Annotated in this window: 19 protein-coding genes and 2 rRNA genes; 6 read left to right on the top strand and 15 right to left on the bottom strand. The window is 38.0% G+C overall.

The window, feature by feature from the left end; translation table 11 throughout:
* Positions 1-75: 75 nt before the first annotated feature.
* The 3 genes from AC4G3O_RS16580 to AC4G3O_RS16570 form a co-directional block, all read right to left on the bottom strand.
* Complete coding sequence (locus AC4G3O_RS16580) at positions 76-1,782, bottom strand: hypothetical protein (protein ID WP_491136473.1); 1,707 nt, start codon at positions 1,780-1,782, stop codon at positions 76-78.
* A 992-nt stretch (positions 1,783-2,774) separates the two neighbouring features.
* Positions 2,775-3,341, bottom strand: coding sequence for a superinfection exclusion B family protein (locus tag AC4G3O_RS16575; protein WP_491136472.1), 567 nt, complete (start codon positions 3,339-3,341; stop codon positions 2,775-2,777).
* Between the two features lie 124 nt (positions 3,342-3,465).
* Entirely contained in the window at positions 3,466-4,911 is a 1,446-nt protein-coding gene (locus AC4G3O_RS16570) for an ApeA N-terminal domain 1-containing protein (protein ID WP_491136471.1), read from the bottom strand.
* 536 nt (positions 4,912-5,447) lie between these two features.
* Here AC4G3O_RS16570 and AC4G3O_RS16565 point away from each other — a divergent pair.
* Positions 5,448-6,209 (top strand): phospholipase D-like domain-containing protein, encoded by a 762-nt coding sequence (locus AC4G3O_RS16565; protein WP_491136470.1) that lies wholly within the window; start codon positions 5,448-5,450, stop codon positions 6,207-6,209.
* Between the two features lie 177 nt (positions 6,210-6,386).
* Here the strand turns inward: AC4G3O_RS16565 and AC4G3O_RS16560 are convergent, their stop codons facing one another.
* The 3 genes from AC4G3O_RS16560 to AC4G3O_RS16550 form a co-directional block, all read right to left on the bottom strand.
* A complete protein-coding gene (locus AC4G3O_RS16560) occupies positions 6,387-6,926 on the bottom strand; it encodes a hypothetical protein (RefSeq protein WP_491136469.1) in 540 nt (179 codons plus the stop codon).
* 322 nt (positions 6,927-7,248) lie between these two features.
* Positions 7,249-8,880 carry a DUF927 domain-containing protein gene (locus AC4G3O_RS16555; RefSeq protein ID WP_491136468.1) on the bottom strand — a complete coding sequence of 544 codons (1,632 nt, stop codon included), beginning with the start codon at positions 8,878-8,880 and terminating at the stop codon, positions 7,249-7,251.
* 159 nt (positions 8,881-9,039) lie between these two features.
* A complete protein-coding gene (locus AC4G3O_RS16550) occupies positions 9,040-9,372 on the bottom strand; it encodes a helix-turn-helix domain-containing protein (protein WP_491136467.1) in 333 nt (110 codons plus the stop codon).
* Between the two features lie 162 nt (positions 9,373-9,534).
* Between AC4G3O_RS16550 and AC4G3O_RS16545 the strand changes: the two genes are divergently transcribed.
* Positions 9,535-10,032 carry a helix-turn-helix domain-containing protein gene (locus tag AC4G3O_RS16545; protein WP_491136466.1) on the top strand — a complete coding sequence of 166 codons (498 nt, stop codon included), beginning with the start codon at positions 9,535-9,537 and terminating at the stop codon, positions 10,030-10,032.
* Between the two features lie 47 nt (positions 10,033-10,079).
* Positions 10,080-11,240 (top strand): site-specific integrase, encoded by a 1,161-nt coding sequence (locus AC4G3O_RS16540; RefSeq protein WP_491136465.1) that lies wholly within the window; start codon positions 10,080-10,082, stop codon positions 11,238-11,240.
* Positions 11,241-11,343: 103 nt separating this feature from the next.
* Here the strand turns inward: AC4G3O_RS16540 and groL are convergent, their stop codons facing one another.
* On the bottom strand, positions 11,344-12,978 hold the full coding sequence (gene groL, locus AC4G3O_RS16535) for a chaperonin GroEL (protein ID WP_066109987.1): 1,635 nt from the start codon (positions 12,976-12,978) through the stop codon (positions 11,344-11,346).
* 57 nt (positions 12,979-13,035) lie between these two features.
* A complete protein-coding gene (groES, locus tag AC4G3O_RS16530; RefSeq protein ID WP_066109990.1) occupies positions 13,036-13,320 on the bottom strand; it encodes a co-chaperone GroES in 285 nt (94 codons plus the stop codon).
* Positions 13,321-13,620: 300 nt separating this feature from the next.
* On the opposite strand from groES, the gene AC4G3O_RS16525 reads away from it, so the two are divergent.
* Both AC4G3O_RS16525 and AC4G3O_RS16520 read left to right on the top strand, forming a co-directional pair.
* A complete protein-coding gene (locus AC4G3O_RS16525; RefSeq protein ID WP_066109993.1) occupies positions 13,621-14,352 on the top strand; it encodes a CPBP family intramembrane glutamic endopeptidase in 732 nt (243 codons plus the stop codon).
* The gene (locus tag AC4G3O_RS16520; RefSeq protein WP_066109994.1) at positions 14,349-14,561 is read left to right on the top strand and encodes a YdiK family protein; all 213 of its coding nucleotides are present in this window, start codon (positions 14,349-14,351) and stop codon (positions 14,559-14,561) included. Before AC4G3O_RS16525 ends, AC4G3O_RS16520 begins: the two co-directional genes overlap by 4 nt.
* A 36-nt stretch (positions 14,562-14,597) precedes the next feature.
* On the opposite strand, the gene AC4G3O_RS16515 is transcribed toward AC4G3O_RS16520, so the two are convergent.
* Positions 14,598-15,257, bottom strand: coding sequence for a redox-sensing transcriptional repressor Rex (locus AC4G3O_RS16515; RefSeq protein ID WP_066109997.1), 660 nt, complete (start codon positions 15,255-15,257; stop codon positions 14,598-14,600).
* Between the two features lie 639 nt (positions 15,258-15,896).
* Between AC4G3O_RS16515 and AC4G3O_RS16510 the strand changes: the two genes are divergently transcribed.
* Entirely contained in the window at positions 15,897-17,819 is a 1,923-nt protein-coding gene (locus AC4G3O_RS16510) for an ABC-F family ATP-binding cassette domain-containing protein (RefSeq protein ID WP_066110000.1), read from the top strand.
* Between the two features lie 245 nt (positions 17,820-18,064).
* Here AC4G3O_RS16510 and tsaD read toward each other — a convergent pair whose 3' ends face one another.
* The 6 genes from tsaD to AC4G3O_RS16480 form a co-directional block, all read right to left on the bottom strand.
* Positions 18,065-19,081: a tRNA (adenosine(37)-N6)-threonylcarbamoyltransferase complex transferase subunit TsaD gene (tsaD, locus tag AC4G3O_RS16505; protein WP_491136464.1), complete on the bottom strand. Its 1,017-nt coding sequence runs from the start codon at positions 19,079-19,081 to the stop codon at positions 18,065-18,067.
* Positions 19,078-19,530: a ribosomal protein S18-alanine N-acetyltransferase gene (gene rimI, locus AC4G3O_RS16500; protein ID WP_140462253.1), complete on the bottom strand. Its 453-nt coding sequence runs from the start codon at positions 19,528-19,530 to the stop codon at positions 19,078-19,080. Before rimI ends, tsaD begins: the two co-directional genes overlap by 4 nt.
* The gene (tsaB, locus tag AC4G3O_RS16495; RefSeq protein ID WP_066110009.1) at positions 19,530-20,234 is read right to left on the bottom strand and encodes a tRNA (adenosine(37)-N6)-threonylcarbamoyltransferase complex dimerization subunit type 1 TsaB; all 705 of its coding nucleotides are present in this window, start codon (positions 20,232-20,234) and stop codon (positions 19,530-19,532) included. The genes rimI and tsaB overlap by 1 nt, the downstream gene beginning before the upstream one ends.
* Positions 20,234-20,692: a tRNA (adenosine(37)-N6)-threonylcarbamoyltransferase complex ATPase subunit type 1 TsaE gene (gene tsaE, locus AC4G3O_RS16490; RefSeq protein ID WP_066110012.1), complete on the bottom strand. Its 459-nt coding sequence runs from the start codon at positions 20,690-20,692 to the stop codon at positions 20,234-20,236. Before tsaE ends, tsaB begins: the two co-directional genes overlap by 1 nt.
* Before the next feature lie 975 nt (positions 20,693-21,667).
* Positions 21,668-21,784 (bottom strand): 5S ribosomal RNA (gene rrf, locus AC4G3O_RS16485).
* A 70-nt stretch (positions 21,785-21,854) separates the two neighbouring features.
* Positions 21,855-24,790 (bottom strand): 23S ribosomal RNA (locus AC4G3O_RS16480).
* Between the last annotated feature and the right edge of the window lie 81 nt (positions 24,791-24,871).

Genomic DNA, 24,871 nt, shown 5'->3' with positions numbered 1-24,871 from the left:
TGAAAAAGTTTGACTGATTTGAGCCCTCATCATTAATAATCCTCTTTCATATTTGTAAGGTGAATAGAAGGGTGCTTATTGTCCTTTTATATAATCCTTACAGTTTTCACAAATACCATCTTGTATTCCTTCTAAAAGTTGCTCACACCTTAGACACTCTCCTACTCGATTTAAATGACCACAAGAAAAACAGTGTCCTACTGCATATTCATTCTCAATTGAAATATTGACGGTAAACTCCGAACATTTTTCACAAGGAAACGTAGCCAATTCCCCTTCTATTTCAGGCATTTTTTCTCTCACTAAATTATGGATAAGGCTTTTCAGATCCTTAAATGCAGAATCATCCAAATCGCCTAACATACCCGGCAAATCACTATAAAAATCTGCTTCATCAATAGTATAGCTAATTTGAAAACTACCTTGAATTTCACTGTTGTAATAGACTAAAAACCTTACATAGCTTGTTTTACATTCTTCGGTATCGATAATTGATTCTGTGTCAACTGTTATATGATTTTTAAATACCCGGTGAACAATCTCAAACATATCATCATCTTCACCTTCCAACAAGGGATCATTAAAGATGATGTCAAGATCACTTCTATAATAAATATCCTCCTCAATTTCTATAAAAGCATCTATAATTATCCCTTGCAGCATTTCTATGATTTCATCTCGATTTGGCATTTCAAAGTGCTTAGATTTTAATATGTAGTTATCTACTTCCCCCATTACTTCCAACTCTTCTAGAAAGTTATTTGTCTCACCTTCTAAATATTTTGAGAATTTATCTTCCGCCTCTGTAATTAACTCCAGCAAATCAGTCATGCTGGTCTTAAACTTGTGATACAACTTATTATCAATTAGTTTATTATGCGCAACATGATTTCTATCGGTGCTAAAATTACGCCATTTCCCTTGAAATTCCCTCTTGGTACAAGAAAAATATGGTGCAAAGTATTCTTCCCAAAAATCCTTATCAACTTCCATTTGTTCTTTCAAAATTTGAGTTAGCTGCTTCTGAAAACCTGGAATTGGTTTTTCATCACTCATAACATTATTCATAATATTCAGATATGAATGGAGCTGTTTCTTCCGTTCAATATCTCCCTCATTCTTAATACTAAATTTAGACGGTACACCCTCCCTAAAAATATTATTGTCCTTCACTCTATAGGTTTTAAAGGAGATTATTGTAAATAAATCCTCAGTATCAATGGATAATAAATTCGTATGAATATTTTTGAAGCTAGGTGCTCGATCTCCGTAAGAGTTCTTTCTTTGATTGTATTTCACAGTCAAGTTAGTAGGCATATACTTTTCCCACCAATCTCCTCCTAGATTATAAAATAAGACTGTGTTTATTAAACGACGTAAAGAATTTTCTACGTAATGAACATCCTTATATAACTCTTCAGCTAATTCCTCTGATTGTCGATCCTCCAACCATAAACACTGTTCCCATTCATCAATTATTAAATCCTTTATCTTAATCTTTAAATCATGAAGCTCTTGGTCATCTTTTAATTCTCTTTGTCTTGAAATGTCCAACTTTAATTGGACAGTCCCATGCGTTCTAACAAAAGTAAATTGAACAAAATATAACTTGTCTTTTAAAACCAAAGAACATTTTCGCATTTGATTTTTATTTGAATAAAATACTGTCTCTTCTACTCCTAATTCCTTTTTTAATTTTTCTATTAGTTCAGTTGTATAGTGTATAAAGTTGAAATTTTCTAGTTTGATGTTAATCATAACAAACCGTATCATGCTCTTCATACCTCTTTCCTCCTATTACATGTATCTTCTCATGATTCATATAAATCCTAGTTGAAACAAACGGTCACCCTAAGAAAAAATAGCATTAACTTGCAACCTTCTTTGAAATATTCGTACTCATTTACTTTAAAATGCTCTTTGCAAAAAGAACAATAAAGGAAATAAAACTCAAAATTTTTTACGCCCATTTTATACATAATTTTAACATTTTAGGGTTTAGTAGACAAAAAACTCCAGTTGAGATGAGAGTAAGAAATAGAAAGAAAGAGCATAAGGAAAAACTGTCCCCAACTACGTTGTGAACCTAGGCAAAGCCTAGTGTTTTTATGGGTACATGAAGTTTATAACAGTGGGCTTAGTCGGGTCTTAAATAACTCCTCATGTCATGGATAGTGGGATGAAATGGGATACATAAAATTTGATTAATGGGATGAAATGGGACCTATATTAAAAACAAAAACATGAGGAAATAAATCCTCCTCATGTCAATTTATTGCTGGAAAGAGTCACTCTCTTTTTCTTAACTCAAGCGTGTAATTTTTATCTTGGAGTAAATTCCCTTGTGCTTCAAGCTCAGTTATAGTTATAGTTTTTTAAATTTATATATTCTCGACTGATAACTATTAATTATGCTTTCATTTTCTAATTTAACATCCATAAAAATAAACTGGTAGTTTACCCTTTTCATTATATATACATATCGCCAAGATAAGACCTCTATTGTAAATTACCGTATCCCACATAAACCCACCTTTAAACTTTATGCGATATCAAAAAACCACTCGGCTTTGCCTAGTATTTCACCCCAGGTGATATCAGTTTTTCCTTATGCTCTTTCTTCTCTCTAGATCTATTGTTTTAATTCGCGGAGGTTTAAGGTTATTTTCACATACTGGCAATAATCATTTAATATACTTGTCGTCTTTTTACAAAGAGTATTAATGAAAAATTATATACTTCCTAACTTCGATGGAGGTTTTTGCTTAATTATTTTATTCTTCATCTAGATTAAACTCTTTTTCATATTGTAACTTTAACGCCGCCAGAAAATCAGATAATAAATTAGGTTTACTATTCAATTCATCTGATACCCATGGTTGCAACAGATATGGAAATGATGCATTGTTTAAATCGCTAACCATATATTGAGTAGTTGCTTTACCAATCATCTTATTATTTTCAAGTTCTAATACAGCACCATCATGTAGGGGCAAAGGTAAAGTTCGATTATCTTGAATATATAATGAATATATTATTGCCTTTTGATAATCATTAAGTTTTTGCAATCTTTTCTCGGCAGTAGCATAAAATTCCCTTTTCACCTTATAGTCATTTATAGTAATTGCAAGTCGATAAATTAAATTCACTATAAGGATAGATAAAGAAGTAATGAAGACAATCCCAATGATAAAACCATATTTATTTCGAAAGTCTAGCATAAATATAATTTCCAAAAACATGGAAGGAGAGAAAAGAAGGATACTACTTGCTAAACACAAAGCAGCCATAATAGTAATTGGCAGAGTTAGAATTTCACTAATATTAAGATTTAATTTCATAAACTATCCCCCAAATGATTTAAATACCAACATTATCCCGTTGAGGTGAAAACAAAATACTCAATCCACCTTCATCTCAGCAATCCCACATCTTTACTCATGGGATGGCACTCATGGGGTAACTCTATAGTTTGATGTTTTCCCCTTGAATTGATTCAATTATAGAATTACGATCTGATAGTTTCTTTGACTTTTCCCATGTCAGCTGTACTACAACCTCTTCATCAATTTCTAACTCCATAAGCAAATAAAATTCCAGCATTGTCTGTAACAATAATATTAATTGATATAATTCTTCTCCCTTTACCGATTTTTTTATTAACCGTTCATCGAAATGGGTATTATAATTTCTTGTATTTTTTATATCTCTAATAATCTGAATTTTTTCTTTACCTCTTAGTCTAAATAAATGATGGTACATTCCTTCATAATGTGGGGACAAATTTTTTCTTTCAGGCGATAACAAATCTTCCAGTCTTTGGTGTAAACTGGGCTCGTTAGAAAAAGCTAACTTTTCACTTACCCAATCCTTATACTTTTCAGGTACACTAGCTGTGATGTTATTAATCCTTTCTGAATGTTCTTCTTTTGATAACATATAATTTTTTCTGGTTAATCTGTGATACGCCTCAAGAGCTTGAACTAAATTTAGGAAATGACGTTCATAGGATGTACGATGATATTTTAATGATAAATAAAGGTCTATAACTGGCTTTAATTTTTCATTTTTTTCAAACCAATTCTTCATACATAAATCAAAATCTTTTTTTATTTGTTCTAAACTTATATAAGAATCATAACTCCTTAGCTCCTCAATCTCATCTTTCTGTTCAAACTCAATAGCTTCTCCGTAAATCTGAATACGTGTTGTAAACTCTTTTTGGGAAGAATAATAAGGTAATACAGAAATATAATGAATGTAAGTTCTAGTATTAGTACATAGTGAGAGGAAATCTCTAATCTGGTATATGAGTTTATGAGTTTGTAACAAAGATGTAGGCGTAGCAAATTTTATAATCAAGTGTGTATCTGTTTGGATTTTTAATGTACTAGAAAAGTTATATCCATAATCAGGCATAGTAAAAAAACTAATGACAAATTCAAATTGATCATTCTTATGTGTTATATCATCTACTTTTTTTGTTGTTATCATATATTCTGATGATTCTTCATCAAATTTTATTTCTACTGCATTTTGAAAGGACCACTTATTTAAATTAGTAACACTAAAATGGACCTCATTAATCAAAATATCTTCTTCTTTAGTGAAAATTCCACCTTTTAAGACATAATTACATTTAACTATATATATATATTTTGATTTATAGTCATGAATAAATGATGTAGACTTCCCCCCTTGAATATTGCACTTATTTAAAGTAAAGGCTTCTCCATGATGTGTTTTTCCATATACAACATCAGTATAATATGGTATTTCTAAAGATTCATCACTGTATAAAGTCAATCCAAATTCGTTTGTTTCGTAATTTAAATTTATTGTTCCACTTAAATATAAATCTGTTCCCCCGATATACCATGTTCCAAACTGTGATTCATCATTGTTAGTCAAATGTTATCCCTCCATTTCATTAGTGATTCTATATATTCGAACTTAGTTATACTCTAATTTCTTTATCAGAATGGAAACACAAAAACTAACCCCTGAGTATATTTTACCATAAAAACCCATTTATATTATCAACTTTCTTGCCTACAACTATATAACAAAAAGAGCTATTATCAGACTGACTAGAAAATCAGAACATAGGAACACAATTTTGAGCCTTCCTATTTTTTATCTTTATCTCTCCATTTATAGACATATGAATGGATGCTCTTCAAGTTCATAAGCTATTTGATCAGCCCCTTTTTCTGCTACAAACAGAACAGGTTAGTGCAATCAAAGAAAAAGAACAAAATTAAGTTCATGGTGCGTTCAATGACAATAAGGGTGTTTAAAATTCCACAATTTGACAGAAATCTTCATTGCTTCTATGTATAATAAAAGAGGAGAAAGAATCTTTCGATTTATATTCCGTAAATTAATAAGCAGATGCTTTTTCATTCATAGTAATAAGTCATTATCTATCGAAGGGGGCTTTAAAAATGAAACAACGTGAACTAACACTTCATTCAACGATGATTGAGACATTGAACTACGATTCGGAAAACTACGAAGATGCAGAGGAGTTATTAACTATTTTAATATATTCAGAAATAGAACTATCAAGTCCAGGAGCTTTTTCTAATAAATATAAACATCATTGGGAGAATGTAATTATTCGTGTGAAAATTCCATTACTAAAAAAGGCACGTACTCTACAGCAAAGTTTTGAGACTTTAATTGCTGACTGTTATTCCGAAGATAATAAATTTGAGTTAGACGACATTATAATCCGCCCTAGACAAATAGCAAGTCCAGATGACTTAGAAATTCAATCTCACATGGCTACTTTCTCAAATATTCGCAAGGAAATTATTCAAAGCATACGAATGGCTAAACATTCCATTTGGATAAGTGTTGCATGGTTTACAGATGAAGCACTGTATCGAGAATTGTATAATCAACAAACGAATGGAGTTCATATCCGTATTCTTATTTCCAATGAGGACTCGAATAAGAATATGATTCCTAAATTAAAAGAACAATTTGAAACAATTGTTGTAAATAAGTGGGGGTATGACGATTATAATCGATTACATTCTAAGTACTGTATTATTGATTATTCTATTGTTTTACATGGTTCATATAATTGGACAACTACAGCTAGTCAGAATGAAGAGCATTTAACCGTTTCAGTAGATAGACAGTTGGCTGATCAGTACACGGAAAATTTCAAAGAAATATTTCGTATATCTAATACCTAAAAAAACTTATATGCTTAGATTGGGACGTCAGCAAAAAAGACTTGAACGAAACGATTTTATTATTGATTTCTTTATTCATACACACTATAGGCAACCTTAAGAGCCTCACTATACTTCGTTTCTAGTAAGGCTCTTATTATCAGAATAAATCAGTACCATATTATAAATGGAATACAATTAGCCAACAAGCATCTCTACTCCATTAAATTTTAGTCGAATCATTGCTTTTCCAATAGATAAATTACTATCATCCATATTCACGAGTGCTTTAACAATCGCTTCGTGATCCTCTTTTAAAACAACACATGCAAACTCCACTAATTGCTTACTTATTTCATCAATATCTCTAGAGTGATCAGATGATTTCCATTCTTGTATTGTATCTCTCCAATCCCTTTGCCAATTAGAACACGTACCTTCTTTAGATATCCCCAAAGCAGCATAAGTGTAGAAAATCACCAGATTATTAGTATCTCTTAGTTGCCATGGGAAGCTCTGCACATACTTTATGAATAAATCCTTATGTTGAAGATTGATAAAAGGTATCAAATCTATTGTTTCTATTTTTTCTTCTAGTAATCTTCTCTTCTCTTCATTAATTAAATATGAAACACAGTCAACTATGGTCATACGTGTATAATGCGCCATTGTCCTTAAATTCTCATAGGCTCCAGAGTGAACCCTTATCGTTTTGTAATTATCTTTATCGCTTTTCATACTTTTTACCTCCAGGAATACTACAAGAAAAAGTTACATTTCTCCTGAATATACTACATGTTAAGATACAAGGTATTATCGCCATTATCCCTTAACCTAAACATAGTTCCAGTTCATAATATAGTCAGGTACAAAGTTACATGTTTTCTAACAACATCATTTACTTTTTCTATAAGTAAAATCACTTTATCTCAGCACCTAGAAATTGTAACTTTTGTAACCGAATATAATCAATTCCACTTTTTTCAAGAAGCGCTAGTTTCCCCAAATAAAAAAGAGGCACACGGACGTGTAACCTCTTTGTAACTATGTGTAAACCCCTTCAAGAAAAATCAAAGCCTAACTTGCTGATAATATCCTTATTTACCTGCACAGCTCTGAACGACCTTTTGTTCTTTTTGATCACTTTATAATCAACTTCAATTCCTCTATTTGAAAACTTCATAATAAATCCCCTTTTCATCCACAAATACCGAATCTGCTTTTCATTTGCTCCTAGCCTTTCTTTAAGATAAGCTGGTGCAAAATAGAATTCGTCATTGTGATAAAAAGCGTTAATAGATCCATGTGGCTCAAAGTCGCTATAAAGCTTGTTTCGGTTAGCATCAATTTCTTCTAGTGCATTCTGCAGCTCCAGTAAAGGCATGTCCGCTGAATTATTTAACTTATTCATTTCTATATAAAGTTGTTGAAGTGCCTTTAAATTAACTTGAAAACCTTCTTGACGGAATAACTCATTCAACACATGACCGGTAAAGACAATGAAAGCATAATGGCGAGATAGTCTCTTTAATACAGCATTATCATTACTAACTTCTAAATACTCCTTTTCATATTCCAAGAATTTATTCAAATACCGCTCCCGGCTACTTTTCCAACGTTTTAGAAACTCTATCCCTATAACCCCATAATTATTTTTAACAGATTTGTAAAGCTTACTTAAGAAGTCTGCCTCAACATTTTCAAAAGCAAATTGTGAAATAAGAATTACTCTAGCCGGAACCCCTTGTGCATTTGCGTAAGTTACTATTTCATTTTCACCGGATGTGATCATCAAGGAGTTCCATGAGTCTGTACGCTGACTTCCATATATACTTCCTCTTTGCTTACCAGTATTATTTACATATTGATAGATCATAGGTTGAATAAATCTTGAATCATTGGCTCCATTTGAATCGTCCAATATATGAGGGAATGAATTTAAAAATGTGGAACGTCTTTCTATAGCAACAAGCGTTGTATTAAATGTACCAACATATTTTTCAGGCTCACCCCATACTGAAGCACACATGCGCATAAGACCACTTTTCCCTGTACTTGATGTTCCTGACACATCTACTACTATCGGTTTTAAATCAGCTTCATGAAGGATGACAGAGGCAAATGATGCTAATACTGGGAGAAGGGCTTTAGGATGGTCCTTAATTAAGTTAAATACATTATGAATCCACCCCTCAAACGTTCCTTTTGTTTGGAAGGATTCCAATAACTGCTGCTCTCCAATGTCATTTGGTAATACCTTTAGATTTTTTTCTACCAATGGATGGACAAACCTATCTTTAATTAAACCAATCCTGTCTGTCATCTCAATCTTAGGTATGTCATTCTGGCCTATAAAGAGGTCAAAGTATTCCACAAAGTATTTTGCATTTGTATCATTACAGCTTAATCCCTTATCGGCCAACTTTAATAGTTCCTTCTTTGAAGCTAATACACCAGCTGAAATAGTCTCGTAGTATAAGTCCCCCTTGTTTTCCCAAAGTATCTCGTAAAATACATCATTTTTTTCTGTATGCTTATACATCTTGGTAACAACAGGAGCATTTCTACTAATTTTCTTTAACGATTCTTCTATCCTCCCATTTAAATTCTTATATTCAAGTCGGTAAAGTTCGTTCTCCACTATCGAGAAAGGATACGGGATCTTCCAATTTTCTTGTAGTGATTTATCCAACAGAAAAATCCCCCCTCTCTAGCAGGATAGAAAAGATTGCTTTACTATTTAGCAGAATATACAATAAAGATGTAATACCATTTTTTATCCCTACTAATTCAGTGCCATGAGTTAGTAGGCTTTTTATTTTTTCGTTGATACTTACCCCAATAATAAAAATCAATCCCTTCTCTTATATCTCAGAAAATCCCCACCATTATTCCGGACCTCAATATAATGCTTCTCCATATATTCTTGGACCTCTTTTTTATTAAAAAGCCATTTTGCGCCTAAGCGGACTTTGGGAAAGTCTTCTTCATATAAAAAGTGTGTGACAATTGTTTTCCAAGACATGTTTAAATAAGCGGACAACTGTTTAGAATTCATGAAGAACACATCTGTCTCTAGTTCTTTTAAATGCTCTTCAACTCTTTGAAGATATAATTCTTTTAATTCTTCTTCATCAATTTTTAAAGTAATCAAAAGCAATTCACCCCATTCTTTGTATTTCATGGTTTACAAGAATCCCAAAAAAAATTGCATTCCTTATTATGTTATCCACTGCCATGTTTGTATACCATGGTTTACACCTCCTTGTGAATAAGATATACTATGGATAAATCAATATCAAGAAAAAAATGACATTTTTTAAAATTTTTTCTAAGGATGAGTCATATGAACGATTTCGGAAATTATCTAAGAAAACTACGTGGGAAACGTACCTTACGAGAAATGGAGCAGTTAACCGGACTAAGTCACTCTTATTTACACACATTAGAAAAAGGCATTGATCCTCGCTCAAAAAAAGAAAGAAAACCAACGCCTGAAGTTTTACAAAAATTAGCTTCAACGCTTTCCATAGATTATTACGAATTACTAGAAAAGGCTGGATATGTTAATAAAAGTGATTTTTTCATTCAAGAAACTTCGGAGGGTGTCAAACTTTACACTGGAAATGAGCCAGCCAATAGAGAAGCACCCTATCCTATTCTTTCTGAGAATTCATTACATGCCAGGGAAATCTCACAAGAGACAGAATCATACTTAGATGACCTATCTATATTCCTTAATAAAGATGTTATAACATACTATGGTCATCGGCTTACTAAAGAGGAACGAGAAAAAATCACAGAAATGCTAGAAAGGATGTTCCCTCAGTATGTAAAGGATTAAAATAAGAGATTTATTAGTAAATATCATTGAAAGGAGGTGAAACGATAGTGGCTTTTATCCATAAACGTGGAAACAAGTGGGCATATATCGTAAATATCGCTAACGATCCAGCAACCGGAAAACGGCGCCAATTAACGAAATCCGGATTCAAAACTAAGAAGGAAGCTCAATTAGCTGCAAACAAACTAGAGGAGAGCATACAGAACGGACAATTAATCAAAGAATCGAACATTACTTTTGAAACATTTGCTAACGAGTGGCTATCCTATTATGCTGCTCAAACAAAAGTTAGCAGTGTAAGGGCTCGTAAGATAGCAATGAAGCATCTTATATCTGCTTGGGGACATCTCCCCATTCGGAAGGTTACGAAACACATGTATCAGGCTCGAATCAACGAGTTGAATAAAAAATACAGTCGGAACTACATTGACAGTATTCATACAACGGGAAATATGATATTCAAGCATGCTATAAGGCTGGATTTAATCCAACATAACCCCACAGATAGTTTTGTCATGCCGAAAAAACATTTAACGGTAAAGGAAATAGAAGATGACACACTTCAAGAGAAATTTTTGGAGCTTGATGAGCTTAAAAACTTTCTAAGTCTTACAAGAAAACATGGCTTGGATTTAGATTTGCTCACTTTCGCTACCTTGGCATATACAGGGATTCGTTTAGGAGAGCTTCTAGCACTAAAGTGGAGTGATTTAGACTTCAAGAAAAAGACATTACGAATAACGAAGACCTACTATAACCCCAATAATAAACAAGATGGTTATGAAATTCTTACTCCTAAAACCCAAAAGTCTATTCGGACTATTATGATTGACGATATGCTTATATCCTTATTTAAAGATCATAAGCATGAACAAAAGAAGTTAATATTGAAACAACGTCCAATATACAAAAACCATGATTTTATCTTTGCAGAAAATCATGGCCATCCAAGAGTCATGAAGAAGGTTATGCTAAGGCTACAACGATTGTTGAAATACACGGACACTGATAAGCATATAACGCCTCATAGCTTTAGGCATACACACACATCTCTTCTCATAGAAGCTGGTGCAGGTGTTAAAGAGATCCAGGAAAGATTGGGGCATGCTGACATAAATACAACCATGAACATCTATGCACACATGACCAAAAATATAGAAGAAAAGACCTCCCGCAAGTTCAGTGAACTTACGAAAGGTCTCCTCTAAATTCCTGATTACAGGTCTTCTTATAATGAAAGTTAGCAAAAAGTTAGCATTTCACTTTTCATAACCTTCCGAATCCCTATATATCAAGGGTTTGGGGGCAAGATTACATCATGCCGCCCATTCCGCCCATACCACCCATGTCAGGCATTCCGCCGCCTGCACCAGCTGGCTCTGGCTTGTCAGCAACAACTGCTTCAGTTGTTAAGAACATAGCTGCAACAGAAGCTGCGTTTTGAAGTGCAGAACGAGTTACTTTAGTAGGATCCACGATACCGGATTCGATCATGTTTACCCATTGGCCATTAGCTGCATTGAAGCCAATGCCGATTTCCTCTTTTTTAAGACGTTCTACAACTACAGAACCTTCAAGGCCTGCGTTGTGAGCGATTTGGCGAACTGGCTCTTCAAGAGCACGAAGTACGATGTTAACACCAGTTTGTGCATCGCCTTCAAGTTCCACAGCAGCCACTTTATTGTACACACTTACAAGTGCAGTACCACCACCGGCTACGATACCTTCTTCAACAGCAGCACGAGTGGAGTTTAGAGCATCTTCAATGCGAAGTTTGCGCTCTTTCAATTCTGTTTCAGTTGCTGCACCTACTTTGATAACGGCTACGCCGCCAGCAAGTTTAGCAAGACGCTCTTGTAATTTTTCTTTATCAAATTCAGAAGTAGTTTCTTCTAATTGGGAACGAATTTGATTGATACGTGCACCGATTTCGCTAGTTTCTCCAGCACCTTCAACGATTGTAGTTGTTTCTTTTGTAACAACAACTTTCGCAGCGCGTCCAAGAGAAGTTAATGTAGCAGATTTAAGGTCACGGCCTAGTTCTTCAGTGATTACTTCACCGCCAGTTAATGCAGCGATGTCTTCAAGCATAGCTTTACGACGGTCACCGAATCCAGGAGCTTTAACAGCTACTGCATTGAATGTTCCGCGAAGTTTGTTCACAACTAGAGTTGCTTGTGCTTCACCTTCAACATCCTCAGCAATTAGCAATAAAGGTTTACCTTGTTGAACAACTTGTTCAAGGACAGGAAGTACTTCCTGGATGTTAGAGATTTTCTTATCTGTGATCAAGATGTATGGATTTTCTAGTACAGCTTCCATTTTATCGGAATCTGTTACCATGTATGGAGAAGAATATCCACGGTCGAATTGCATACCTTCTACTACATCTAGTTCAGTTGTAAATCCTTTGGATTCTTCGATTGTGATAACTCCGTCGTTACCAACGCGTTCCATTGCTTCAGCAATTAGAGCGCCAACTTCTTCGTCAGCAGAAGAAATCGCAGCAACTTGTGCAATGGATTCTTTGCCTTCGATTGGTTTGGAGATTGCTTGTAATTCTTCAATTGCAACAGAAACAGCTTTTTCAATCCCTTTACGAACGCCCATTGGGTTAGCGCCAGCTGTTACGTTTTTCAATCCTTCACGAATCATAGCTTGGGCAAGAACTGTTGCAGTAGTTGTACCGTCACCAGCAATTTCATTTGTTTTGCTTGCTACTTCTGCAACCAATTTAGCACCCATGTTTTCAAACGCGTCTTCAAGCTCGATTTCTTTTGCGATTGTTACACCATCATTTGTGATAAGTGGGGAACCGAATTTCTTTTCAAGAACAACGTTACGTCCTTTTGGTCCAAGTGTAACTTTTACTGTATCAGCTAATGCATCTACCCCACGTAACATAGCGCGGCGAGCTTCTTCACTAAATTTAATATCTTTTGCCATACGTAAATTACCTCCTCGATTTTTTTGTTATGTCTTATTTTTTAATCGACATTTTCGTTAAGCAATAACGGCCAAAATGTCGCTTTCACGTAAAATTAAGTATTCTTTACCTTCGTATTTAATTTCTGTACCTGAATATTTAGAGAAGATAATATGATCGCCTTCAGATACTTCCAATCCTACTCGCTCACCATTCTCAAGGACACGGCCTGTTCCTACCGCTACAATTTTGCCTTCAGATGGTTTTTCTTTGGCAGTGTCTGGTAACACGATGCCGCTTGCAGTTTTTTCCTCTTGTGCGACAAGTTCAATCACAACGCGATCTCCTAGTGGCTTTAACAAGTAAAACTACCTCCTTAAAGTTATCTCCATTTTTATTAGCACTCATCATCGTTGAGTGCTAACACAATTTATAGTTTAAATAAAGAACCAATGATTTGCAAGTAATATTAGTTAAAATTTTTAAATTTTATCACCATTTATTTATCTTACCCAAATAAGGTCTAAATATCCTTTTTATTTCAGTTTGGTAGATGAAGAGAAGGAAAATGTTTCGCAATTGTAACTATGAGGTAAAAACGGTTAAAATTAAAGATATACGCAATCTAATATCTATATAAAAGATTAAGGGAGTTTTTCTATTTGAAAAAATATTACTGGTCAATTCTCATTACCTATATTGCCATGCAATTTTCTTCTATTCTTGGTATCCCAATTATGCTGGTTTTCTTATCGAACACGAATATCCCCGCGGAACGGATAGAAGTATTGGCTGCAGGGTATTGGATTGTTATAAGCTTTATTCTGGCTTCTATCATTACTCTAGTCCTACTGAGATATGAAAAAAATAATAGAAGCTTAGGCGATCAGGCAAGTGTGGGAGCTTCGATCGGCTGGGCAATTGGCGGAGTATTTCTTGCTTTGTTTTCACAATCTATAGCTGGTAATATCGAACGAATTATTGGTATTCCTACCGGGTCTGAAAATACACAGAATATACTCGGTCTCATTGAGGCAGTACCGCTTGTTATGGTAGTCAGTTCTGTACTTGGGCCATTTTTAGAAGAGATTGTCTTTAGGAAAATTATCTTTGGCACATTACACAAGCGATTGAATTTCTTCCTGAGCGCGTTAATCAGTTCACTGATCTTTGCCGTTGCTCACATGGAATTTGTACATATCCTGCTTTATACAGCAATGGGATTCACATTTGCTTATTTATATGTTAAAACAAAGAGAATCCTTGTTCCTATTTTTGCCCACATTACTATGAATACATTAGTTGTAATCGTACAATCACTTTACAAAGATGATATATTAAAAAATATGGAAGAGCTTAATAAAGTTCAAAGCTTTATCGGAGGTTTGTTATGAGACGTTCACCGTTGTATATGGCAACGACTTACTTAATTTTAGGTGCTATTTTTATATTTTTTGCTGTTCAAAATGTATCACGCAGCGGTTGGGATTTCTTTACCTATTTCCTGATCATACTGGCTACACTTGATGTTGGTTCAGGAATCCGCTTGGTGATGATTCATAAGCAAATAAAGAAAATGAAAAGTGAAAAACCAAAAGAATAACAAAAAAAATCTCGGAGGGAAAACCTTCGAGATTTTTTATTCTGTATCTTCCGTATTTCCGGATGGATAATGTTTAAGAAAATATACTAATGATTGCAATTCGACTGCAAGGTCAATATGATGGACACGAATGCTGTCTGGCACATTCAGACGTGCCGGCGTAAAGTTTAAAATAGCCTTAATGTTCGCAGCCACTAAACGATCTGTAATAGATTGGGCAACCTGTGATGGAACTGTTAAAATAGCTACACTAATATCTTGCTTTTCAAGTTTTTTCTCCAGTTCATCCATATGATAGAGCGGAACATCCCCTATAAGGGTTCCTACTTTATCAGGAGAAACATCAAACGCCATTTCAATCTTTGTATTATTATTTTTCATAAAATTATAATTTAAGAAAGCTGTACCTAGATTCCCGACTCCAATTAGAGCTACCTTTGTAATCTCATCTTGATCGAGAGTTTTTCTAAAGAAGGATAATAGATAATTAACATTGTAACCATACCCTTTTTTACCTAAAGCACCAAAGTACGAGAAATCTCTTCGTATAGTAGCTGAATCTACTTTAACAGCTTCACTTAGTTCTGCGGAAGAAACTCGTAGTTTTCCTGACGCGTGTAGATTTTGTATAAAACGATAATATAATGGAAGTCGTTTGGCTGTAGCCTGCGGTATTTTAGTATTTTCCTGCAAAATTAATTCCCTTCTCCCTATTCTTTCTTGTCAATCGTTACTCCATATATCAAAACTGCCTTTGATAATCCCGACTGGTTTTACCCCCCGGTTTTCCAATGAAAATAGTTTCCTTCAATAACCATTGATTTTTCGATTGCTTTGCACATAACATATAAGGTTAATCAAGTATTGCTGAAACAGCTGTTATTTCTTACTTTCGTTTTTAAGATTATACGAATAATTAATCTATTCATATTTTCAGCTTTTTTCCATATAAAATCAATATCTAATCCTTGGAGTGCCCGGGTACCACATAGAAATTATATCAGAAGTTTTCTTCACTACCATAATTCTAACTATCTTAGCTATGTATAATACGCCGCTTTTTTATCAATGATTCGTTAATTTTATATTCGAGCAAAATACTAGGACTAGCGGTTCTGATTGTTTCCAGGTTACCTCCGCGATACCAATCATATGGGATCTTTCCTGATTAATAAAGCACGTAAATTCACTGAAAGTTTATTCTCCTATTCCTATTCTATAATATTTCTATCATTTTTGGTAATTTTTGTGTGAGTATTCACAAATTTTCTATTAAGTTGCGGTGCTTATCAAGAGTAGGCTACACTTAAGGTATGTACTTCTTGAGGTGAGAATATGATTATTTTACAAGTTAATAATGTATCCAAATATTATGGAGCTGAAGCAATTTTATCTACTATTAAGCTCGAAGTTCAAACGAAAGACCGTATAGCACTTGTTGGCAGAAACGGTGCAGGAAAATCCACCCTGCTTAAGATCATTGCAGGTCACCTTTCACATGACAGTGGGGAGATCTATAAGCCAAAAGATGTTTCGATTGGATATTTGGCTCAAAATACCGGTCTCCAATCAGACCGCTCTATTTGGGATGAAATGATCTCTGTTTTTGAAGGCTTACAAAAACAAGAAGATGAATTGAGATTATTGGAAAAATCTATGGCTGATCCTTCTGTCTACAATGATGAACAAAAATATAACCGGGTATTAAAAGATTACGATCGTCTCCAGGAGCAATTTAAAAATTCTGGCGGTTACCAAATGGAAGCAGATGTACGTTCTGTCTTACACGGTCTGCGTTTCTCGGATTATGATTATACTACATCTATTAATTCCTTAAGCGGCGGCCAAAAAACCAGGCTTGCACTAGGTAAATTATTATTAACGAAACCTGATTTACTGATTCTAGACGAGCCGACCAACCATCTTGATATCGATACATTAAGCTGGCTCGAAGGCTATCTTCAATCTTACCCTGGCGCTATCCTAATTGTTTCCCATGATCGTTATTTCCTTGATAAGGTTGTCCATCAAGTAATGGAGCTTTCCCGAACATCAATTAAGAAATATACAGGGAATTACAGCAGATACTTAGAGCAAAAGGCAGAGGAATACGAACGTAATGCAAAGCTTTATGAAAAACAGCAGGATGAGATTGCAAAATTAAAAGATTTTGTCCAAAGAAACATGGCCAGAGCATCTACAACTAAACGAGCCCAGAGCCGGCAAAAGGCCCTGCAGCGTATGGAAGTAATGGATCGGCCCTTGGGCGATGAAAAATCAGCTAATTTTACCTTTGAGATTGAAAAGCAAAGTGGTAATGAAGTTCTTCAGGCAAATGATTTGTCTATTGGATATGAAGCACCTGTTGCCAGCCACTTGAACTTTAGAATCACTAGAGGAGAAAGCATTGCACTGATTGGTCCTAATGGGGTAGGGAAATCTACTTTATTAAAAACATTGATTAACAGAATTCCGGCTTTGCATGGAGATTTTCAGCTCGGTGCCAATGTGACACTCGGATATTATGATCAAGAGCAGGCTAATCTATCGTCCAACAAAACTGTGCTAAATGAGTTATGGGATGACTTCCCTAACCAACCTGAAAAGGATATCCGATCCATATTAGGAAACTTTCTATTCAGCGGAGACGATGTAATGAAAACTGTCTCTACCTTGAGCGGTGGTGAAAAAGCACGGCTGGCTCTTTCAAAATTAATGATGCAAAAAGCCAACCTTTTAATTTTAGATGAGCCGACCAACCACTTGGATTTGGACAGTAAATTAGTGCTTGAAAATGCACTGGTTGATTATTCAGGCACTCTCCTCTTTGTATCCCATGACCGTTACTTTATCAATCGAATTGCCGATAAAGTATTGGAAATGAAAGCAGATGGTACAATTGAATACTTGGGAGATTATGACTACTATATTCAGAAAAAACAAGAACAAGCGGAACTCGCTGAACTGGAAAAACCAGCGGATTCTATCTCCAACAATCGCCCTGTTTCAGATAAAACTACTTATCAGGAGGACAAGGAGCTTAAAAAGAAAGAGCGCCAACGCCAAAGACGTATCGCAGAAATTGAAACTACCATTGAAGAACTTGATACACGGATATCCGATTTAAATACACAATTATGTGATCCGGAAATCTATCAGGACCATGAGAAATCATTGGAAATCCAGACAACTCTTACAGCAACTGAAGAAGAATTGGAAGCATTAATGGAAGAGTGGACTTCTCTACAAGACGAATAAATCAAGATAAAAAACCAAGTTAGGGATGGCTTGGTTTTTATCAACATTTTTATCCACATTAAAAAAGTTATAAAATAAGGTTTATTTTGATTTTTCCACATTATCCACAGATTTCAAATCTTTTATCCACAGAATCTGTTGATAACACGTAGTTATCCACAATTATTCGAGTGCTTTTACTTTTCAATCAATTTTTTTACCAATAAAATAAGAGGATTACTTAATACAAGTAACCCTCTTATTTTTTATTCCAATATCAATCCTGGATTTGCATTCAAGTCCATGGCAGCTCGTTTGCCTTTTTCAAAAGCAATACTACCTGCTGCAGCAATCATTGCTGCATTATCTGTACATAAATAAAGTGGAGGTATAATCAATTCTACTTCCTTTTTGTCTATAAAAGCTTCTTCTAATTTAGTTCTTAATCCTTTATTGGCAGCAACCCCACCGGCTAACAGTACTTGTTTCACCTGGAACTCATCTGCTGCTTTTACGGTTTTAGTTACTAAGACATCAATTACACTTTCCTGAAAGCTGCAAGCCAGATCCTCAGGAGTTATCACTTTACCTTTTTGGTTGGCATTATGCAATGTATTTATAACAGCCGATTTTAATCCACTGAAACTGAAATCATATGAATCCTCTTCTAGCCATGCACGAGGCAGTTTAACTGTTGGCTGACCTTCATGCGCCAGTCGATCAATATGAGGGCCGCCCGGATAAGGTAGCTTTAGCGTACGAGCTACTTTATCATATGCTTCACCGGCTGCATCATCTCTTGTTTCCCCTATAACGTCAAAAGCTCCATGCTCCTTCATCAACACCAGCTCCGTATGGCCACCGGATACAACCAATGCAAGGAGGGGAAAAGAAAACTCAGTGAGAATTCTGTTTGCATATATATGCCCAGCTATATGATGTACATTAATAAGTGGAATTCCATGAGCAAAAGCCAATGCTTTTGCCGCATTTACGCCTATTAAGAGAGCTCCCACTAACCCAGGACCTTCAGTAACCGCAATTCCATCAAGATCATCCCAAGAGATTTCTGCTTTCTCCAATGCCTCTTCAACTACAAGGGTAATTGCTTCAACATGATGCCTTGAAGCAATTTCAGGAACGACTCCACCAAAACGTTTATGGCTCTCGATTTGAGAAGCTACAACATTTGAAAGAATTTCTCGGCCATTTTTTATTACTGCTGCTGCGGTTTCATCACAGCTGGTTTCTATACCTAATATGATTTGATTTTCTTTATTCACCATAATTCCACCCACATTACTAATGCATCTTCCATATTGTCTGTATAATAAAACTTTCTTATGCCACCGTCTTTAAAGCCCAATTTTCGATAGAGACTTTGAGCAGTTTGGTTTCCGATCCGTACCTCGAGAGTCATTCTTTTCACTCCCATGCTTTGTGCCTTGCCCAACATACGTACCATTAATTCTTCCCCGATTTTTTTGCCTCTCCATTCCGGCAATACGGCAATATTCGTGATATGGCCCTCATCGAGGATGAACCAAGTACCGCAATAACCAATTACTTTCCCCTGATCCTCTGCTACCAAATAATACGCATATTGATTGTTCATCAGCTCATTATAAAAAGCTTCTTTGCTCCATGGCAAAGTAAAAGAAGCATGCTCTACCTCAATCACACTATCAAGATCCTCTATAGTCATCTTACGAAATGTAATCGTCTGATTCATTACTCTTCCCTCTGTTTCTCTTGAGCTTCTAACCATTTCGCCTCAGCTTCTGCTAAACGTACGTAATTGGGGACAAAGGTGTGGATATCATCACCAGGCAGATTCATGCCATGCAATGCTAATTCACCCGGCCTGGCCTGATGCAACGATAAAGGTGCCATAATAGCCTTATCTCCAAGAATTTCTGTTAGGGCCTCGATATGAATAGGAACATCATTGCCTATGAATAGTATAGGTTGATTGAGTGATTTTAAATGCTCAGCCCACTCAATGGCCAACACATTCTGGTCTTCCTCCAATCTAACTAACTCTCCATTATCCCATTTAAAAAGACTTGTATAAATCTGTCCCCTTCTTGCATCAAACAGTGGACATACCAAACCATTGAAATATCTGCCATTCAGGGCAAGCGCCTCTAAACTTGATACGCCTGATAATTGAATGCCTAGACTCCAGGCCAAAGACTTGGCAATCGTTACGCCAATTCTTACGCCGGTATAAGAACCTGGCCCCTTTGCCACCACGATTTTATCAAGGTCTCCTGGCTTAAGCCCGCATTCCTTCAAAATTGCTTCTATGGAAGGCATCGCCCGTACTGAATGGTTTCGTTTTGTAAATGTTATTTGCTCTCCGATAATCCCTTTTTCATTAGCAACAGCCACTCCCAGGACATTCGTAGATGTATCAATTGCTAATACATTCATTAAAATATCTCCTCACATAGCTTTTCATAAAATTCACCTTTTGGTTCAGCTACAATTCTCCGTCTATCATTCCCATCATGATATAAATATAAGGTCAAAAGCTCTTCCGGCAATTGTCCTTTTATCAGATGAGCCCACTCGACGATCGTAATTCCTTCACCTTCAAAATATTCTTCAAACCCGAAATCTTCCTCTTCATTTTCAATTCGATAAACATCCATGTGATAAAGTGGAAATTTCCCTTTATATTCTTTCATAATGGTAAAGGTCGGGCTATTTACATTTCTTGTTACACCAATTGCTTTAGCAATTCCCTTGCTAAATGTTGTTTTGCCTGCACCTAGGTCTCCCTCAAGCGCAATTACAGATCCGGGAATCAGGCGACTTCCAATTTCCTCTGCCAGCTTCCTGGTCTCTTCTTCACTATTACAAATTCTCATATATTCGGTCACAGTCATTCACCATGCTTTATATTTTATTATTAAAGTTTACATTATTTTAGTGTGTAAATCCAATTTCGTTTTTTTAGGTTAGCGCAAGGTTAGAAATATGAATTTGGTAATGGAATATCTGACTCTTTACGTATAGATTTATTGCTTGAGATGAGGTCTTGGCTACTACAGATTTGCTGTATACTTCGCATAGCTTTAATACAGTGTGACACGGCTTCGGTACGACTACGCCGACCTTTAAGGTCCTTGCCTTGGGATAGATCACCGCGGGGCATAGGTCGGGCATAGGTGCCTCATAGGCGGAGCATAGTTGCTTTGCTACACACTTCACCCACCTTTCAACAACCTTTACCCTGGTATACGTCGGGCATAGGTGTTCCATAGGTGGAACATAGCTGCTTCCCTCCATACTTCACCCACCTTTCAACCACCTTTACCCCGGTATAGATCGGGCATAGGTGCCTCATAGGTGGAGCATAGCTGCTTTCCTACATACTTCGCCTACCTTTCAACCACCTTTACCCCGGTATAGGTCGGGCATAGGTGATCCATAGGTGGAACATAGCTGCTTTCCTCCATACTTTACCCACCTTTCAACCACCTTTACCCCAGTATAGGTCGGGCATAGGTGCCTCATAGGTGGAGCATAGCTGCTTTCCTACACACTTCACCTACCTTTTAACCACCTTTGCCCGGGTATAGGTCGGGCATAGGTGTCCCATAGGTGGAACATAGCTGCTTTCCTCCACACTTCGCCTACCTTTCAACCAATCTTTGCCCGGGCTAAGTGCAGTATAGGTGATGGTAGACCCAGAATAGCGCACCTTTCCCATACCTTATTCACGTCTTTAAGATATTCCATTGACTGTGGATTGATCCCGACTCCTCACTCCTCCAGCTCCAACAAGTATCCAAAATCCTCCTTGCTCCCTAAAAAACCGCACAAAAAAACCAGCTCATCAACTGAACTGGTTTCTGATTGCCCGGCAACGTCCTACTCTCACAGGGACTCGCGTCCCAACTACCATCGGCGCTGAAGAGCTTAACTTCCGTGTTCGGAATGGGAACGGGTGTGGCCTCTTCGCCATCATTACCGGACTATTTGGTTAGAAAGAAATCATTCCTTCAAAACTGGATAATGTAAGTTTGGCAAGTATGCTTGATTCATTTGGTTAAGTCCTCGAACGATTAGTATCCGTCAGCTCCATGTGTCACCACACTTCCACCTCGGACCTATCAACCTGATCATCTTTCAGGGTTCTTACTAGCTTGCGCTATGGGAAATCTCATCTCGAGGGGGGCTTCATGCTTAGATGCTTTCAGCACTTATCCCGTCCGCACGTAGCTACCCAGCTATGCTCTTGGCAGAACAACTGGTACACCAGCGGTGCGTCCATCCCGGTCCTCTCGTACTAAGGACAGCTCCTCTCAAATTTCCTGCGCCCACGACGGATAGGGACCGAACTGTCTCACGACGTTCTGAACCCAGCTCGCGTACCGCTTTAATGGGCGAACAGCCCAACCCTTGGGACCGACTACAGCCCCAGGATGCGATGAGCCGACATCGAGGTGCCAAACCTCCCCGTCGATGTGGACTCTTGGGGGAGATAAGCCTGTTATCCCCGGGGTAGCTTTTATCCGTTGAGCGATGGCCCTTCCATGCGGAACCACCGGATCACTAAGCCCGACTTTCGTCCCTGCTCGACTTGTAGGTCTCGCAGTCAAGCTCCCTTGTGCCTTTACACTCTGCGAATGATTTCCAACCATTCTGAGGGAACCTTTGGGCGCCTCCGTTACTCTTTAGGAGGCGACCGCCCCAGTCAAACTGCCCACCTGACACTGTCTCCCACCCCGATCAGGGGTGCGGGTTAGAATGTCAATACAGCCAGGGTAGTATCCCACCGATGCCTCCACCGAAGCTGGCGCTCCGGCTTCAAAGGCTCCTACCTATCCTGTACAAGCTGTACCAAAATTCAATATCAGGCTGCAGTAAAGCTCCACGGGGTCTTTCCGTCCTGTCGCGGGTAACCTGCATCTTCACAGGTACTATAATTTCACCGAGTCTCTCGTTGAGACAGTGCCCAGATCGTTACGCCTTTCGTGCGGGTCGGAACTTACCCGACAAGGAATTTCGCTACCTTAGGACCGTTATAGTTACGGCCGCCGTTTACTGGGGCTTCAATTCGCACCTTCGCTTGCGCTAAGCGCTCCTCTTAACCTTCCAGCACCGGGCAGGCGTCAGCCCCTATACTTCGCCTTGCGGCTTCGCAGAGACCTGTGTTTTTGCTAAACAGTCGCCTGGGCCTTTTCACTGCGGCTCTTCGAGGCTATAAACCTCTAATGAGCACCCCTTCTCCCGAAGTTACGGGGTCATTTTGCCGAGTTCCTTAACGAGAGTTCTCTCGATCACCTTAGGATTCTCTCCTCGCCTACCTGTGTCGGTTTGCGGTACGGGCACCTTCTTCCTCGCTAGAGGCTTTTCTTGGCAGTGTGGAATCAGGAACTTCGGTACTCTAGTTCCCTCGCCATCACAGCTCAGCCTTATGTGATGAGCGGATTTGCCTGCTCATCGGCCTAACTGCTTGGACGCGCATATCCAACAGCGCGCTTACCCTATCCTACTGCGTCCCCCCATCACTCAAATGGAAGAGAGGTGGTACAGGAATATCAACCTGTTGTCCATCGCCTACGCCTTTCGGCCTCGGCTTAGGTCCCGACTAACCCTGAGCGGACGAGCCTTCCTCAGGAAACCTTAGGCATTCGGTGGAAGGGATTCTCACCCTTCTTTCGCTACTCATACCGGCATTCTCACTTCTAAGCGCTCCACATGTCCTTCCGGTCATGCTTCACAGCCCTTAGAACGCTCTCCTACCACGCATACCATACGGTATGCATCCACAGCTTCGGTGATACGTTTAGCCCCGGTACATTTTCGGCGCAGAGTCACTCGACCAGTGAGCTATTACGCACTCTTTAAATGGTGGCTGCTTCTAAGCCAACATCCTGGTTGTCTGGGCAACTCCACATCCTTTTCCACTTAACGTATACTTTGGGACCTTAGCTGGTGGTCTGGGCTGTTTCCCTTTTGACTACGGATCTTATCACTCGCAGTCTGACTCCCGAGTATAAGTCTTTGGCATTCGGAGTTTGTCTGAATTCGGTAACCCGATGAGGGCCCCTAGTCCAAACAGTGCTCTACCTCCAAGACTCTAAACTCGAGGCTAGCCCTAAAGCTATTTCGGAGAGAACCAGCTATCTCCAGGTTCGATTGGAATTTCTCCGCTACCCACACCTCATCCCCGCACTTTTCAACGTGCGTGGGTTCGGACCTCCATCCAGTGTTACCTGGACTTCATCCTGGACATGGGTAGATCACCTGGTTTCGGGTCTACGACCACATACTGCAAACGCCCTATTCAGACTCGCTTTCGCTGCGGCTCCGTCTCATCAACTTAACCTTGCATGGGATCGTAACTCGCCGGTTCATTCTACAAAAGGCACGCCATCACCCATAAAAGGGCTCTGACTACTTGTAGGCACACGGTTTCAGGATCTCTTTCACTCCCCTTCCGGGGTGCTTTTCACCTTTCCCTCACGGTACTGGTTCACTATCGGTCACTAGGGAGTATTTAGCCTTGGGAGATGGTCCTCCCGGATTCCGACGGGATTCCTCGTGTCCCGCCGTACTCAGGATCCACTCGGGAGGGAACGAAGTTTCGACTACAGGGTTGTTACCTTCTCTGACGGACCTTTCCAGGTCGCTTCATCTACCCCGTTCCTTTGTAACTCCACAATGAGTGTCCTACAACCCCAGATGGCAAGCCATCTGGTTTGGGCTGATTCCGTTTCGCTCGCCGCTACTCAGGAAATCGCATTTGCTTTCTCTTCCTCCGGGTACTTAGATGTTTCAGTTCCCCGGGTGTGCCTTCATACACCTATGAATTCAGTGTAAGATACTGCCCCATTACGGGCAGTGGGTTTCCCCATTCGGAAATCTCCGGATCAAAGCTTACTTACAGCTCCCCGAAGCATATCGGTGTTAGTCCCGTCCTTCATCGGCTCCTAGTGCCAAGGCATCCACCGTGCGCCCTTATTAACTTAACCGTTAAAAAACTCTTACTCGGTTTTTATTAAAACGCATTTACTTTGCCTTACATTACATTATCCAGTTTTCAAAGAACGATT

The sequence above is a fragment of the Bacillus sp. z14 (2026) genome (assembly GCF_058313575.1).
This window is presented reverse-complemented; position numbering and strand designations above follow the sequence as displayed.

What these genes read in the sequence shown, in the direction of transcription:
- AC4G3O_RS16580 (WP_491136473.1), bottom strand. Translation starts at nt 1,782, where the DNA reads ATGAAGAGCATGATACGGTTTGTTATGATTAACATCAAACTAGAAAAT.
- AC4G3O_RS16575 (WP_491136472.1), bottom strand. Translation starts at nt 3,341, where the DNA reads ATGAAATTAAATCTTAATATTAGTGAAATTCTAACTCTGCCAATTACT.
- AC4G3O_RS16565 (WP_491136470.1), top strand. Translation starts at nt 5,448, where the DNA reads ATGAAACAACGTGAACTAACACTTCATTCAACGATGATTGAGACATTG.
- AC4G3O_RS16560 (WP_491136469.1), bottom strand. Translation starts at nt 6,926, where the DNA reads ATGAAAAGCGATAAAGATAATTACAAAACGATAAGGGTTCACTCTGGA.
- AC4G3O_RS16550 (WP_491136467.1), bottom strand. Translation starts at nt 9,372, where the DNA reads ATGAAATACAAAGAATGGGGTGAATTGCTTTTGATTACTTTAAAAATT.
- AC4G3O_RS16545 (WP_491136466.1), top strand. Translation starts at nt 9,535, where the DNA reads ATGAACGATTTCGGAAATTATCTAAGAAAACTACGTGGGAAACGTACC.
- groL (WP_066109987.1), bottom strand. Translation starts at nt 12,978, where the DNA reads ATGGCAAAAGATATTAAATTTAGTGAAGAAGCTCGCCGCGCTATGTTA.
- AC4G3O_RS16520 (WP_066109994.1), top strand. Translation starts at nt 14,349, where the DNA reads ATGAGACGTTCACCGTTGTATATGGCAACGACTTACTTAATTTTAGGT.
- AC4G3O_RS16510 (WP_066110000.1), top strand. Translation starts at nt 15,897, where the DNA reads ATGATTATTTTACAAGTTAATAATGTATCCAAATATTATGGAGCTGAA.
- rimI (WP_140462253.1), bottom strand. Translation starts at nt 19,530, where the DNA reads ATGAATCAGACGATTACATTTCGTAAGATGACTATAGAGGATCTTGAT.
- tsaB (WP_066110009.1), bottom strand. Translation starts at nt 20,234, where the DNA reads ATGAATGTATTAGCAATTGATACATCTACGAATGTCCTGGGAGTGGCT.
- tsaE (WP_066110012.1), bottom strand. Translation starts at nt 20,692, where the DNA reads ATGACTGTGACCGAATATATGAGAATTTGTAATAGTGAAGAAGAGACC.